This window comes from Fructobacillus sp. CRL 2054, assembly GCF_028764065.1.
GTDB lineage: Bacteria > Bacillota > Bacilli > Lactobacillales > Lactobacillaceae > Fructobacillus.
On record NZ_JACOFN010000002.1, the window covers coordinates 14,446 to 29,040 of the forward strand.

Genomic DNA, 14,595 nt, shown 5'->3' on the forward strand with positions numbered 1-14,595 from the left:
AAAACTTAAAAGTTCTGTTCTTGTTTTTAGAACAGACTTGTACATAGCAATAAAAAGATGGAAAGGAAGTTTTCATGCCAGAGCCAATTAACATTAAAGACCTCACAACGGAACAGGCGAAGAAGGAAATTCAGACCCTGCAGGACCGCTTGACTGATTATGGAATTGCCTATTATGAAAAGGATGCCCCATTAGTTGAAGACCACGTCTACGACGAACAGTACGCCCGTTTGCAAGCTTTGGAACAGGCCTTTCCACAGTTTATTAAACAAGATTCACCAACCCAAAACGTTGGGGGTGCCCAGACTAAGTCTGGCTTGCCAAAGGTGCAACACCCAGTCCCAATGTTGTCATTGGGGGATGTTTTCTCCCTAGAAGAATTACAAGAATGGGAAGACCGGACTAAGAAAGCTTTGGGCTTCCAGCCAAAGTACAATCTAGAATTAAAGATTGATGGCCTGGCCATTAACCTGAAGTATGAACAGGGAAAGCTAGTTCAGGCATCAACCCGTGGAAACGGATTGGTTGGGGAAGACGTGACAGCTAACGTCATGACAATCAAGGATGTACCCAAGACTTTGCCAGAAGACGTGACAGTCGAAGTCCGCGGTGAGATTTATATGCCAAAGGCGTCCTTTGCTAAGTTGAACGAGGAACGGGAAGCAGAAGGGCAGGAGCCTTTCGCCAACCCTCGTAACGCGGCGGCTGGATCATTGCGTCAGCTGGATGCCCGCGAAACAAAAAAGCGAAACTTGTCCGCCTTTATCTATTACACGGCTGAGCCAGATCAGTTGGGTGTAACCACTCAGGCTGGCTTGCTCGACCGTTTCCGTGAGTTAGGCTTGCCAACCAATCCGGATAACCGGGTTATCAATCAGATGTCTGAAGTTGAACCATACTTGGAAGAGTACACTGCCAAGCGTGAGGGACTTCCATATGGCATTGATGGTGTGGTTGTCAAAGTCAATAATTTCGACGATGAAATCGACCTTGGTAACACGGTCAAGGTTCCTCGCTGGGCCATTGCCTATAAGTTCCCACCTGAAGAAGCGGAAACCGTTGTCCGTGACATTGAATGGACAGTCGGCCGAACGGGGGCGGTGACACCAACGGCGGCTATGGATGCTGTCCAACTAGCCGGAACAACAGTGCAGCGTGCTTCCTTGCATAATCCTGATTACTTAGAAATGAAGGGGGTTCGCGTGGGTGACACCGTGACTTTGCACAAAGCCGGGGATATCATTCCTGAAATTGGTCAGGTCATTTTGTCAAAGCGTCCAGCGGATTCTAAGCCTTATGAAATTCCAACGACTTGTCCAGCCTGTGGAGCCGAATTGGTTCACGTCGAAGGGGAAGTGGTCTTGCGCTGCATGAACCCAGCTTGCCCTGCTCAAATTCAAGAGGGATTGACCCACTTTGCGTCACGAAACGCGATGAACATCGACGGTTTGGGACCCCAAATTGTTTCTCAGTTATTAGACAAGAAGCTGGTTAAGGATGTCGCCTCTATCTACTCATTGAATCGTGAAGAACTGCTCACCTTGGATAAGTTTAAGGAAAAGTCAGCAGATAATCTTTTGGCCGCAATTGCTGCTTCTAAGGATAATTCCGCCGACCGTTTGCTCTTTGGACTAGGTGTTCGACTAGTGGGCGCAAAGGCTGCCAAAACAATTTTGCAAAGTCTTGGTGACCTGGGAAAGGTTGCTTCAGCGTCAGAAGAAGACATTGTCGCCATTGATGGTGTCGGCCAGGCGATTGCTGATTCATTGGTTAAATACTTCAAAGAACCAGAAGCCCAGGCTCTTTTGGCTGAATTAGCCCAGGCTGGTGTGAACATGGCTTACCATTCCGATCAGGGACCAATTGATGAAAATTCATTTTTCTATGGTAAAAAGATTGTTTTGACTGGTAAACTAGAAGTAAGTTCGCGCAGCGAGATTGCTGCTTGGCTTGAAGGACATGGTGCTTCAGTCACAGGGTCCGTCTCTAAGAAAACGGACCTAGTAATTGCCGGAACGGATGCTGGTTCAAAGCTGAAAAAGGCGGAAGAACTTGGTATTACCGTTTGGAATGAGCAGGAGTTCTTAACCGCTCAAGGTAATGAAAGTAATTAAATTTGATTATTATCTTTCATAAAGAGGAATATTTATGTTAAAACGCATCAAAATGAGAACCTGGATTATTATTGGATTGGTTCTTGTCATCGTCTTAGGAATCTTCTTTTTCGTTGTTAATCTATCATCACAGGGCCCTTCAACTTCGAAAACAAAGGGTGTGCAGTTGACCCAAAACGGTGCGGGACAGTACCAGACGGTTATTAAAGATGGGCATTACCTCACTTCTGCCGCTCGTGGTTTGACGGCTACTTCCCAGGGAAATGCAGTTGATACGAAGGACTTTGAGTCCGGCTTGTTGACTTTGGCAAAGAGCCATTTCAAGACGGGACGTTATATCTTCCAAGAGGGACAGTATTTGTCATCAGACACAGTTAGCGGTCTCTTGGCCCGTCAAACTGATTCGAATACTACTGCTTTAAACCCTAAGGATAACGGAAAGACGGATTCTTCACGTAATCCAATTTACGTTCAGAGTTTGACTGAACAAGACTTCATGACCAAGGACGGTTCAAACTTGAAGTTGGCGGGAATGGTTGTCGGTGTGGCAATGAACACGCAGGATACCTACCAAAAGGAACAATATGGGGCCAACTACTACCAGAGCATTTCAGAAGAAGATCGAATTGCTTATGGTAAGAAGATTGCACCAAAGCTGATTAAGCAGATCCGTGCTCAAAATGGTGTTGCCAAGAACATTCCGATTGTGATTGCCATGTATGCGAATGCCTCTGAAGACTCACTTGGTTCTGGTAATTTCTATTCAGAAACAACTTCAAAGTCTGGAACAAACATTTCGTCATGGACAGATATTGATGATAAAACCGTTGTATTCCCTAAGGAATCTTCTGATTCATCATCCGTTGGATCTGATGAAAACACTGGCTTTACTAACTTTAAGAATGATATTTCAAGCTTCTTCCCAAACATTGCTGGGGCGACAGCTGTTGGTAAGTTTACCAACTCAAAGTTACAGTCAATGAAGGTCACTGTTACAACGCAGTTCTTCTCACAGACAGAAATTGAAGCCTTCGCAAACTATGTGGCTTCAGCTGCCGTTAAGTTCTTACCTTCATCAGCGCCTGTTCAAATCACGATTAAGACGGCTAACGAAACGCAGGCAATCCTCGTTCGTAAGTCGGATGATAAGTCTTATACAACGACGATTATGTAAATAGTAAGTTAATAAAAGGCAGTTCAATCGATTACGATTGGGCTGTCTTTTTTAGTTATTTTTAACTAATGAATAAAATAAAAAATCATTAACACGAGGTTAACGATTTAATGGAAAGTTACAAATTCATTATTTTATAAAGCTAGTACTGAAAGTAAGAGGGCCAGCATCGCTGCAGCTGGTTGATAACGGTAGGTTAATGGTCGGATAAAGGAAAGGGTATAAACGCCGATTACTAGAATTAAGGCCAAGATGGTCGCTGGACCGAAAGAATGGAAGATAAGTAACCGACCGATGTATAGGCCGCCTGTTAGAAGGCCAAGAAGGCGCCCCTGAGACTTGGGTAAGAAGAGAGCGGTAAGATAGAAGAGAGTGGCGTAAAAAAACGTCCAGGAGCTGTTTAAGAAGGTCTGATCGACATAGTTGTTAGCCAGGAAGGCAACGCAGACTGGAACGGAGAAAGTAATTAGGGAAGCTAGTGCGACTAATCCCAACCCGTTTTGTAATTGAACCATTGGGAATGGAAGAATGGCTAAAACTAAAATGAGTAATAGCAGTAGCACTAGAATTTCAAAACGATTCCGCAGTGAGGAAGAAAAGAGCACAACAAGCGAAGCAGTAAGAAAGGCGTAGATACGCCAATCCTTCTTTTCAAAGCGTTCGACGACTTCTAGAGCAATCGCTGCGGCACAGAAAATCGAGTAGGCCAGCAAAGGCCAGACCTGTTCGAAAGTTAATTTATCTGTTAAAGTTCCGTTTAGCATGGGCTTAATCCACCAGATGGCGGTTAAGGCCAATGTGATGATTGGCATTGTGTAAGCTTGAACTGCTGGAAGTTTTGCGTAAGGTTTTACTTGTTTGTCAGCTTCTTGTTCTTTTTCCTCACGTCGTCGACTACGGGAAAAGAAATTTTGAGCAGCTGTTGGTAATGTGGTTTCAGCAGTTTTGCTGCTTTGATTATCCTTTTGTGGCTCTTCGTTCATGTTATTCCTCGAGTGTTTTCTTGTACTTTCTCATTTTATCATGTAGAATAACAAATATACATTACAACAGCTATCAAGAGCAGGGAAGTGATACAGCACGATGATCCTGCACCAACCGGCATGTGCACGGTGGTAATTCTGTAAGATAGGCAAAGTCATTGCGTCCAAAGGCTTGCTTTGGGCGCTTTTCTTTTGCTCTTATGGTTTCTGATAGTAAGGAGGAATAGGAAATGACAAAGTATTTTACAGCTGAATCGGTGGCCAATGGCCATCCTGATAAAGTCGCAGACCAAATTGCCGATGCTATCTTGGATGCGGTCTTGGAACAGGACCCTAAGGCCCGTGCGGCCATTGAAGTAACGACTTCTACTGGTGATGTCTCCATCTTTGGAGAGCTCTCAACGACGGCCTATGTTAACATTCGTCAAATTGCCGTTGAGACGGTTCGCGCCATTGGTTATGATAAGCCAGAACTTGGGTTCTCAGCCGATTCTATTAACGTTTCAAACAAAATTGTTGAACAGTCTGCAGACATTGCCCAGGCCGTTGATAACGCCGATGATGACCCTGACCAACTGGGAGCAGGGGACCAAGGAATGGTCTTTGGTTATGCCACAAACGAAACGGCTGACTATCTACCATTGGCCCTGGATTTGTCCCACCAGTTGATGCGTAAGATTCGAGCCGTCCGTGAAGAAGGACAGGTTGCTTACCTCCGCCCAGACGCGAAGGGGGAAGTGACTTTGGCACTATCCGATGACGGTCAGGTGGAACGTATTGCGGCCGTTGTGTTGTCAACGCAGCATGATGCTGACGTATCCCTTGAACAGTTGCGTGAAGACATGAAGACGTTGGTTATTGATCAGGTCTTGCCTGCTGACCTCGTTGATGAAGAAACGAAGTACTACATTAACCCATCTGGTCGCTTTGTTCTTGGTGGCCCACAGGCCGACTCTGGTTTGACAGGCCGTAAGATTATCGTTGATACATATGGTGGTGCTGCCCATCACGGTGGAGGAGCATTCTCTGGTAAGGATTCCACTAAGGTGGATCGCTCCGGTGCTTACTACGCCCGTTACGTGGCTAAGAACTTGGTTGCTGCTGGTTTGGCTGATAAGGCCGAACTGCAGGTAGCCTATGCTATCGGTGTGGCTGAACCCGTTTCACTAAACATTGAAACCTTCGGAACGGCTAAGGTTTCAGAAGATAAGATTGAACAAGTCGTGAAGGACCTCTTTGATTTCCGCCCACTTTCAATCATTCGTTCACTCGATTTGCAAAAGCCAATCTATAAGCAAACGGCTGCTTATGGTCACTTTGGACGTCCGGACCTGGACTTACCATGGGAGCGTTTGGATAAGGTAGATGAAATTAAGGCTGCCATTCAATAAAATAAAAAAGCCAGCATGTTCATCATGCTGGCTTTTTTGATTACTTTTTCTTTTTATCTTTTGAAAGATTTGCTGCTTGAATTACTGGGTAGGTGCCAGCCATTGAAAGGGTAAAGGAGTAGGCACCGTTTTCAAGTACGTTGCCATCTAGTTTGATACTTTCCAAATCGCGAATGTGGAAAGCAGCATCGTTACCCAATGGGAAGGAAATGAAACCACGGCGGGAAGGGTTTTGCCGTCCCTTCTTTCCTTGCAAATAGGTTAGCAGAATCTTGGGCCAGGCAACCTGGTTAACGACACGAACCGTGAAGGGCTCTTTTTCATTGTCCTTGTTTAATAGGACCTGAAGACCAAGTGTCTTTGGGTTGTGTTGGTAAGAAGTCCCGTGCCGCAGTGTCCAAGCAAAGAAAATCTTGCCTTGGTTGCGGGAGAAGTTACTCCAGAAGTTCAGAAACTGTTGACCGGCCTGCTTCCAAATGACTTTTTGATTAAAGGTTGGAAGTAGTGCAGAAAAGTCAGAACCAATCTGTAGATAGTCGAAGAAGTAGCGGGTTCCCTTCGTTGGAACATCGCCATCAATTTTGGCAATTGGCCGCTTGATAATCGTGTTCTGGTTCAAAGAAGCGTTAATCTCAGCTAAAATCTCGTGAACTTGAAGCCCCTTTTCTGGCCAGGAGACTAAGAGAAGGGGAAGCTTACGGTCCGGATTAATGGCTAGGAAACCAGAAAGGACTTCGTTAGCCGTTGCTTCATTTCCGATGACGATGATTGGTAGGTCAATGTTTTGGAAGGCGCGGGAACGAGCCACAATTTTGGCCTGTGCATAAAGGGAGTGGTGCTGTTTTTCAACACGGTAAGAAGCCATTAGATTGGCTTGTGTTAATTCTCCCTGTAATTGGTCGAGTAATCCCTGCTTATTTTTATGACGAATAAGAGAAGCGCCGACAAAGATATGTGCTTGCGTGGGCATAATAGCCCTCCTAAATAATTGGTATAAAAAAGGCATGCTATTCGCATGCCTTCGGCCTTAAACCATGATCAACATAGGTAGAATCATTGGCTTTCGGGCAGTTTCTTTATGAAGATACTTTGAGAGGTCATCGATGATTTCCTGTCGAATATCAGATTCAGAGGCGTTCTTTTGAGACATTGCCTTACGAATCGTATTGAAGATGACGTGACGACCGTCGTTAATCAAATCACCAGACTCACGCATGTAAACGAAGCCTCGGGACAAGATATCAGGACCAGAAAGAATTTCTTTCTTCTTAAGGTCAATCGTTGCCGTTACGATAACCAAACCATCTTGAGATAGCTTGAGTCGGTCGTGCAAGACAACAGATCCGATGTCACCAATTCCGGAACCGTCGATATAGGTATCTTCGGCTGGGAAGTGTCCAGCAAGGCGGGGTGGGTTCACACCGTCCATTGCCAAAACATCACCGTTTTCTTGGATGAAAGTGTTTTCTGCTGGTACGTCGAGTTCTTCAGCGAGTCCGGCATGGACTTTTAGCATACGGAACTCACCGTGGACAGGCATAAAGTACTTTGGCTTCATCAAGGAAATCATCAATTTCTGTTCTTCTTGGCCACCGTGACCAGAAGTGTGAATGTTGTTTAACTTTCCATGAATAACGTTTGCACCTGCTTCTTCCAACTTGTTAATCACAGCGTTAACAGAGGCTGTGTTACCAGGAATTGGAGAAGAAGAGAAGATGACGTTATCCTTTGGCTTCAAGCGAACTTGCTTGTGGGTACCGTTGGCGATACGAGCCAAGGCAGCCATTGATTCACCCTGTGATCCAGTTGACATGATTAAGAGTTCATCATCGGGGATGTTCTTAATTTGTGACTGTTCGACAAGGGCATCATCAGGAATATCCAAATAACCAAGGGCGCGACCGTTTGACATGGCAGATTCCATTGAACGTCCGAAGACGGCAATTTTACGACCATGACGGATGGCAGCATCCGTTGCCATTTTGATACGGTTCATGTTCGAAGCGAAAGTGGCAAAGATGATTCGACCGTGCTGCAACTGATTGAAGAGCTTGTCGACCGTCTTTTGAACCCAGGCTTCGGACTTGGTCCATTCAGGACGTTCCGCGTTCGTTGAATCAGACATCAAGAGGAGAACACCTTCGTGACCAATGCGAGCCATTGACCAGAGGTTTGGCTTTTGTTTGGTAGTTGGTGTCAAATCAAACTTGAAGTCACCCGTTTCAACGATTGTTCCAACAGGTGTCTTGATGGCGATACCAAAGACATCGGGAATGGAGTGGGTGGTACGGAAGAATTCGGCGGATGTCTTACCAAAATTGATTACGGAGCCATCCGTAATTTCGTGGAGTTCCACGCGGTTTAACATTTGCTTTTCTTCCAGTTTGTTTTTAATCAAGGCCATGGCTAGTGGTCCTGCGTAAACTGGGACGTTAACAGCCTGCAAGAAGTAGGCAATCGCTCCAATGTGGTCTTCGTGTCCGTGGGTAATGACAAGGCCTTTGACCCGGTCAATGTTTTCGACTAAGTACGAGTAGTCAGGAATGACGTAATCGATTCCTAAGAGGGAATCTTCAGGGAACTTAATTCCGGCATCGACGATGACAATTTCATCTTGGTATTCGATTCCGTAGGTATTCTTCCCAATTTCGCCAAGACCCCCGAGAGCGTAGACCGCAACTTCGTTGGGCTTAATATCAATTTTATCCATGAAGTTAGTTGAACTTTGTCAATTTGAATTCTGGGTCAGCCTGTTCGTACACCAGTGCTGCGTCAGAGAGTTCTTCAACTGTTTCAATGTTGTAATCAGTGTTCTTTTGAGCCATTGCGTAGGCGTCGGCCTGATTGTCAGCCTCTAGATAGAAAGATTGTGTTAGTTCACGCTTTGGGTTGCGGTCCATACTTTCTTGGTAATAAACTTTGTAAACCATTGTGGTTCCTCCAAAATATTTAATTCTTTTTTGTCACGAATCGAAAACCTTATTTGTCATTTTACCATAGATAGAAGGAAGTGGCGACTTTTATTAGAGTAAAATTCTAGACAAAATCGTTCTGTAAACGTGCGAAATGTTGTTTTTTTTGTTATAATAACACCAATTACGAATAAACGAGGGATATGCTCATGGCAATTGGCATGAATGATTTGAAGACAGGTTTGACAATTGAGTACTCAAACTCAATCTGGCGCGTGATTGAATTCCAACACGTGAAGCCTGGTAAGGGAGCGGCTTTTGTTCGCTCAAAGTTGAAGAACTTGCGTACTGGTGCGGTTAACGAAGTAACGTTCCGTCCTGGTGATAAGTTCGAACAAGCAGATATTTCGACACGTCCAATGTCTTACTTGTACGCTGAAAACGGTGGACGAGTATTCATGGATACTGAAACATTTGAACAAATCAACATTCCTGATGATCACTTGAAGGAAGCCTTGAAGTACATGCTTGAAGGTATGGAAGTGAAGATCACGATGTTCGGTTCAGAAGTCTTGGGGGCTGAATTGCCTTCATCAGTTCAATTGAAGGTTGTTGAAACACAACCAGGTATCAAGGGCGCAACTGCAACTGGTTCTGGTAAGCCAGCCGTTGTTGAAACAGGCGCAACGATCACAGTTCCTGACTTTGTTAACGAAGGTGAAACAATCATCGTTAACACTGAAGACGGTTCATACAAGGGTCGCGCTTAATTATGTCGACTGCTTTGCTCTGGTAAAGCAGTCTTTTGTGTTATGTTAGACCGTCAAGACGGTTAATCTTGGTCAATCAAGGAGGAAGCTCATGGCAAAGTCAACTGATTTAACAAACAAGAACTTTTTACTGACAAAAGAGCAAATGGCTGACGGGCAGATGCTCGTTTCTAAGACTGCTCTTGAGGCAGTTGCTCAGGCAGCTGCACAAGGCGTTGATGGGGTTGTTGCCATGCAAGCCAAGGTTTACGAGCACTTGCCAAAGTACTTGACTAAGGTTGCGGGTCTTCAGCCAGCTGTTCCGGGTGTCATGATGAAGAAGGACGAGCGGGGAACAATCTCGTTCGACCTTTCAGTGATTCTTGAATACGGTGCTGTTATTCCTAAGGTTGCCTTCGCCGTTCAACAGGCTGTGAAGTCTGACCTTACGAACTTAGCTGGTTTGACGGTTGACTCGGTTAACGTAACTGTTGCTGGATTGGTACCAGATGAAGACCACCAGACGATTGATCCAGAACACCTTTTTGATGAAAGTGCGAAGAAGGAGTCAGCAAAATGACCCAGATGTCACGACATGAGGAGCGCCGCGCTGCCTTGCAAATTCTATTTGCAGCCGTTAAGGAAGTTCCTGATGACAATCAAATGGACTTGAACTACGACTTGGTATTGCGTAACGACGCCTACCAAGCATTTCTTCCTCAACTAGTGAACGGTGTTTTGGCAACATCTAAGGAATTGGATGAAAACTTGTCAAAGCACTTGGCAACTGGTTGGAAGTTAGACCGTATTTCACGTATTGATTTAGTTATCTTGCGTATTGCGGCTTACGAACTGACTTTGCCAGAACCAACTCCTTATAAGGTTGTTGTAGACGAAGCGGTTGAGTTGGCAAAGGAATTTGCAACGAAGGAAGACGCGCAGTTCGTTAACGGTGTGTTGAAGAATTATGCACCTGAAAATGTTCAATAAATTTTAAGTGGAATTGTCGGCTCTTGGGCCGACTTTTTTATTTGGCTTTTATTTGATAAACGAATCACGTGGGAGAGAGGTGTGAACGCCTATCCTGTGCTAAAATAAGGGGAGATACTTAGGAGGATTTCATGGCAATTTATCACCCAAACGAACAACCTGCACCAACTTACGACGCGCACACTCACTTAAACGATGACGCGCTTTATTTTGACGTGCCTGCCTACCTTGGCCGCGCACACGAATTCCAAGTTTTGGAAATGAACGTGGTTGGTTATAACAAAGTCGGAAATGCCCGCGCTTTGGAAATTGCCCATGAAAACGATGGGGTCTATGCCGTTCTTGGCTATCAGCCAGAAGATACGCCGGACTTCGATGAAGCGGCTGCTGCTGAGTTAGAAGAGCAGTTGAAGGACCCATCCGTTGTCGGTGTTGGTGAAACAGGCTTAGACTACCACTGGGATACGGACCGTGATGTACAAATGAAGTCTTTTCTTGCCCACATCGCCCTTGCAAAAAAGTACGATTTGCCTGTAATTATCCACAACCGTGATGCTTTCAACGATGTTTACCGTGTGTTGAAGGAGCAGGGCGTGAAGAAGGCGGTGATTCATTCCTTCTCCGGAACTGCTGAACAGGCCAAGGCCTGGGCTGATTTGGGTTACTACGTTTCCTTCTCGGGTGTTGTGACCTTTAAGAAGGCAAACGATGTGCGTGAGGGCGCCAAAGTTGTACCATTGAATCAAATTTTGGTAGAAACGGATGCACCTTATTTAGCACCAACGCCATACCGTGGTAAAACAAACGAACCAGGCTGGACGAAGTACGTGGTGGATTCATTGGCGGAAACTTTGGATATGGACCGTGATGAATTGGCATCCAAGACGGTTGAAAACGCACACCGGGCCTTTTTGAACCATGACTGAAAGTGTTGGTGAAAAGCGGCCGGTAATTGATGCTGTGGTCGTTGTTGAAGGCTGGTCGGATACTCAGCGTCTGGCCCTTGCAGTTGAATGCGACACCATTGAAACCGGAGGCTCTGCTTTGGGGGACGAAGTGGTTGAACGAATTCGTCTAGCTCAAGAACGGCGGGGTGTGATTGTTTTAACCGATCCGGACTTCAACGGGAACCGTTTGCGTCAGCTGATTTTAACGGCGGTGCCGGGGGTGACTTTGGCAAGTATTTCTAGAGATGAGGGACGGGCCGAGAAGGATAACCCGCACAAGTCCTTGGGAATCGAACATGCTCCTGTTACTGTTTTGCGAAGGGTCTTGTTAGAGGCCGATAAAAAGACCAAGGGGGAGCGGACGGCATCTGACATTGACCGTTCCATTATGATGGCCTGTGGATTAATGGGAGCACCAGAATCCCGTGAAAAACGTCGGATTTTGGGTGACCTACTGTCGATTGGCTATGGAAATGGAAAGCAGTTTTTAGCCCGCTTACAGGCCCTTGGCTACCAAAAGAAAGATTTAATTGAAGCATTAGAAGGAGGCCAGGATGGCCAAAACGATTGATATTGCATCACCTGCACGTACGCAGGCGATTTTGAACCAGTACGGTCTTCGTGCTAAGAAAAAGTTTGGCCAGAATTTTTTGACGGATGGCAACATCCTGTCTGGCATTGTTGATGCAGCGGAATTAACAAAGGAAGATAACGTTGTTGAGATTGGACCTGGTATCGGTGGCTTGACCGAGTACTTGGCCCGTGCAGCTAAGCAGGTCTTGGCCTTTGAAATTGATCCAGACATGGTGAAGATTTTGGCGGAAACCTTGTCACCATACGATAATGTTCAAGTCCTTGAACAAGATGTTTTGGAAGCGGATTTAAAGACGGTCTTGTCCGATGCTTTTGGCGAAAATGCGCCAGTCAAAGTCGTGGCGAACTTACCTTATTACATTACAACGCCAATCCTGCTGGCTTTGCTGCAGGCGGGTATTAACTGGCAAAAGTTAGTGGTGATGATGCAAAAGGAAGTGGCTGACCGACTTTCCGCTAAGCCAGGGACCAAGGAATACGGCGTTCTGACCGTTATGCTGGACTACTATGCTTCTGTTTCGGTGGCTTTAAAAGTACCTGCAGCAGCCTTTAATCCCGCGCCAAATGTCGACTCAGCGGTTGTTTCATTGTCACCAAAGCCAGCCGAACACCCAGTGGAAGAACCAAAGCAACTTTTCTCACTTGTGAAGGCCTGTTTTGCCCACCGTCGTAAGTCACTTTGGAATAACTTGCTTCAACGTTTTGGCAAGGAAGAGAAGACAAAAGTCAAGCTGACTTCAGCCCTGGAAAAGGCCGGAATTGAACCTGGGATTCGTGCTGAACGCTTGACGTTAGCGGAGTTCACTGATCTCTACAATGCTCTAAAAGTTGAATCAGTTTTTTAAGTAAAATTGAATGATTCTACATAAATTGCCCCTTCACTTGATAAATTATTAACATTAGGTTATAATCATTATTGTTAAATGAGAAAGGCGGTTCCTATGTCAACCTTAGAAGAGATTAAGTCGCGCCTCGATGCGCACATCGGAGAAGAAGTGACAGTTGTTTCTCAAGCTGGCCGCAAGAAATATACAAGACGTTCAGGTATTCTTCGTTCAACTTTCCCTTCCCTATTTGTTGTGGAATTAGACGAAGAAGCACAGTTTGAACGTGCCTCTTATAGTTATACTGACGTATTAACTAAAAACGTAGATATTGATTTTGCTGATTAAGGTAATTTCAAATTAAAATGACCCGCTTGTGGGTCTTTTTTGATACCGAGGAAATGATGATGACAGAACAGATTCAAGTGAACCATTATACCGTTTCTTTTGGAAAAAAGATGATCTTAAAGGACGTTTCCTTTGCTCTAGCTGGTGATCAACTGACCGTTGTTCTTGGTGAAAACGGAGCAGGGAAGACGACTCTTATTAGAGCGTTGATCCAATCCGCTTTGACTGGGGAGAGTTCAGATACCATTCAGGTCCACACGAATAAATTGGCCTATGTACCTCAGTTTCGAGATTTGGGAGATGACTATCCCTTATCAATTAAAGCATTTGTTGGCTTGGGGATTCGGGACGCGGGCTTGCCTTGGTTAAGTCACGAAGAAAAGGAACGCGTGTCAGATGCCCTCGCTCGCCTCGACCTTAGTGAGCTGGCTGATATGCCTTTGGCTCAGGCATCTGGGGGGCAGAAGCAACGGGCTTACATTGCTCAAGCGCTTGCCAAAAAGCCAGATTTGTTGATTCTAGATGAGCCGAGTTCTGCTTTAGATAGTATGCACACGGCGGAATTGGTTAATCAGATTCGTCAGGCACAGCGGGACTGGAAGATTGGCGTACTTTGGATTTCCCACGATACTTCCTGGGTAAAGGAGTCGGCTGATTCCTACCTCTGGTTACACGACCAAACAATTACCATGGGACCGGCTGCTGAATTACCGGACGGGGCTTCTTCAAAGCATTCGGAGGAGGTAAAACATGTTCTCTGAAACTTATATGGTTAACGCCTATCTGGCTGGAACAGTCATCTCAATTATCTCAGCTTTGGTTGGGACCTTTGTTGTGGCTCGTTCTTATAACTTTTTGACCCACTCGTTATCTGAAATTGCTTTTGCTGGTGCTGCCATGGGCTTCTGGCTAGGTTTTGCACCACTCCTTGGAATGGTTGCTTTGACAGCCTTATCCGCCATTGCCATCGGCTCTTTGGAAAACGCCAAAGTCAAGTCCGACAACGTGACCTCAGCCATTTCCGCTCTGGCCATTGGCCTCGGAATTCTATTCCTTGCCTTGGGACATTCCTCGTCTTCATCGGCCACAGGGATTCTCTTTGGGTCAGTATTAGGAATTTCGGTTGGTGACATTCAATTGCTCCTTGGAATGGCAGCCTTTATTTTGGTGCTTTTCTTCCTGCTTTTCCGCCCACTTTCACTTTTGGCTTTTGATGAAGCTGGTTTGCTTCTATCAAATAAGAAGAAGGGCTTACTGCGAATCGTCTTCTTACTTGTAATGGCCTTATCTGTTGCCATTTCATCGCAGTTGGTTGGTTCTTTGCTGATTTTTGTGCTTGTGACTTTGCCAGCCGCTTCAGCCCGTACCTATCAGAAAACGATTCCTGGCTTGATTGCTTTGAGCATTTTCTTTGCTCTGTTTGGAACCTGGTTGGGATTGGCACTGGCCTATATGACGAATTTGCCAACGTCAGTCTTTATTGCTTTAATCGAAGTCGCTATATACTTGCTATCACTGGCTTTGGCTAAGGTTAATTAAGTCAAAAAAGAAATCAAATTGTTATCCGAT

General features: G+C 45.4%; 16 protein-coding genes and 1 riboswitch. Of the genes, 12 read left to right on the plus strand and 4 right to left on the minus strand.

Annotated features, from left to right (window positions below):
- Positions 1-74 precede the first annotated feature (74 nt).
- Together ligA and H7198_RS00980 are read left to right on the plus strand one after the other, a co-directional pair.
- On the plus strand, positions 75-2,114 hold the full coding sequence (ligA, locus tag H7198_RS00975; protein ID WP_274457937.1) for an NAD-dependent DNA ligase LigA: 2,040 nt from the start codon (positions 75-77) through the stop codon (positions 2,112-2,114).
- A 34-nt stretch (positions 2,115-2,148) separates the two neighbouring features.
- Positions 2,149-3,288, plus strand: a complete 1,140-nt coding sequence (locus H7198_RS00980) for a CamS family sex pheromone protein (RefSeq protein ID WP_274457940.1) — start codon at positions 2,149-2,151, stop codon at positions 3,286-3,288.
- A gap of 134 nt (positions 3,289-3,422) precedes the next feature.
- On the opposite strand, the gene H7198_RS00985 is transcribed toward H7198_RS00980, so the two are convergent.
- Positions 3,423-4,271: a hypothetical protein gene (locus H7198_RS00985; RefSeq protein WP_274457942.1), complete on the minus strand. Its 849-nt coding sequence runs from the start codon at positions 4,269-4,271 to the stop codon at positions 3,423-3,425.
- Positions 4,272-4,338: 67 nt separating this feature from the next.
- Positions 4,339-4,423, plus strand: a riboswitch (SAM riboswitch).
- Positions 4,424-4,501: 78 nt separating this feature from the next.
- On the opposite strand from H7198_RS00985, the gene metK reads away from it, so the two are divergent.
- Complete coding sequence (gene metK, locus H7198_RS00990; protein ID WP_274457943.1) at positions 4,502-5,662, plus strand: methionine adenosyltransferase; 1,161 nt, start codon at positions 4,502-4,504, stop codon at positions 5,660-5,662.
- A 40-nt stretch (positions 5,663-5,702) separates the two neighbouring features.
- Here metK and H7198_RS00995 read toward each other — a convergent pair whose 3' ends face one another.
- The 3 genes from H7198_RS00995 to H7198_RS01005 are packed head-to-tail and all read right to left on the minus strand — an operon-like array spanning position 5,703 to position 8,592.
- Positions 5,703-6,632, minus strand: coding sequence for a hypothetical protein (locus H7198_RS00995; RefSeq protein ID WP_274457944.1), 930 nt, complete (start codon positions 6,630-6,632; stop codon positions 5,703-5,705).
- Between the two features lie 57 nt (positions 6,633-6,689).
- Positions 6,690-8,372, minus strand: a complete 1,683-nt coding sequence (rnjA, locus tag H7198_RS01000) for a ribonuclease J1 (RefSeq protein WP_274457945.1) — start codon at positions 8,370-8,372, stop codon at positions 6,690-6,692.
- A gap of 4 nt (positions 8,373-8,376) precedes the next feature.
- On the minus strand, positions 8,377-8,592 hold the full coding sequence (locus tag H7198_RS01005; protein WP_274457946.1) for an RNA polymerase epsilon subunit: 216 nt from the start codon (positions 8,590-8,592) through the stop codon (positions 8,377-8,379).
- Positions 8,593-8,783: 191 nt separating this feature from the next.
- Between H7198_RS01005 and efp the strand changes: the two genes are divergently transcribed.
- The 9 genes from efp (at position 8,784) to H7198_RS01050 (ending at position 14,565) form a co-directional block, all read left to right on the plus strand.
- The gene (gene efp / locus H7198_RS01010) at positions 8,784-9,344 is read left to right on the plus strand and encodes an elongation factor P (protein ID WP_274457947.1); all 561 of its coding nucleotides are present in this window, start codon (positions 8,784-8,786) and stop codon (positions 9,342-9,344) included.
- A gap of 91 nt (positions 9,345-9,435) precedes the next feature.
- A complete protein-coding gene (locus H7198_RS01015) occupies positions 9,436-9,903 on the plus strand; it encodes an Asp23/Gls24 family envelope stress response protein (protein ID WP_274457948.1) in 468 nt (155 codons plus the stop codon).
- Positions 9,900-10,313, plus strand: a complete 414-nt coding sequence (nusB, locus tag H7198_RS01020; RefSeq protein WP_091501170.1) for a transcription antitermination factor NusB — start codon at positions 9,900-9,902, stop codon at positions 10,311-10,313. The genes H7198_RS01015 and nusB overlap by 4 nt, the downstream gene beginning before the upstream one ends.
- Positions 10,314-10,444: 131 nt before the next feature.
- Positions 10,445-11,239: a TatD family hydrolase gene (locus tag H7198_RS01025; RefSeq protein ID WP_274457949.1), complete on the plus strand. Its 795-nt coding sequence runs from the start codon at positions 10,445-10,447 to the stop codon at positions 11,237-11,239.
- A complete protein-coding gene (gene rnmV / locus H7198_RS01030; RefSeq protein ID WP_274457951.1) occupies positions 11,232-11,831 on the plus strand; it encodes a ribonuclease M5 in 600 nt (199 codons plus the stop codon). The genes H7198_RS01025 and rnmV overlap by 8 nt, the downstream gene beginning before the upstream one ends.
- Positions 11,815-12,699: a 16S rRNA (adenine(1518)-N(6)/adenine(1519)-N(6))-dimethyltransferase RsmA gene (gene rsmA, locus H7198_RS01035; protein ID WP_274457952.1), complete on the plus strand. Its 885-nt coding sequence runs from the start codon at positions 11,815-11,817 to the stop codon at positions 12,697-12,699. The genes rnmV and rsmA overlap by 17 nt, the downstream gene beginning before the upstream one ends.
- A 96-nt stretch (positions 12,700-12,795) precedes the next feature.
- Complete coding sequence (locus H7198_RS01040) at positions 12,796-13,026, plus strand: Veg family protein (protein WP_091501178.1); 231 nt, start codon at positions 12,796-12,798, stop codon at positions 13,024-13,026.
- A 59-nt stretch (positions 13,027-13,085) separates the two neighbouring features.
- Positions 13,086-13,787, plus strand: coding sequence for a metal ABC transporter ATP-binding protein (locus H7198_RS01045; protein WP_274457953.1), 702 nt, complete (start codon positions 13,086-13,088; stop codon positions 13,785-13,787).
- Entirely contained in the window at positions 13,777-14,565 is a 789-nt protein-coding gene (locus H7198_RS01050) for a metal ABC transporter permease (protein WP_274457954.1), read from the plus strand. The genes H7198_RS01045 and H7198_RS01050 overlap by 11 nt, the downstream gene beginning before the upstream one ends.
- Positions 14,566-14,595 lie beyond the last annotated feature (30 nt).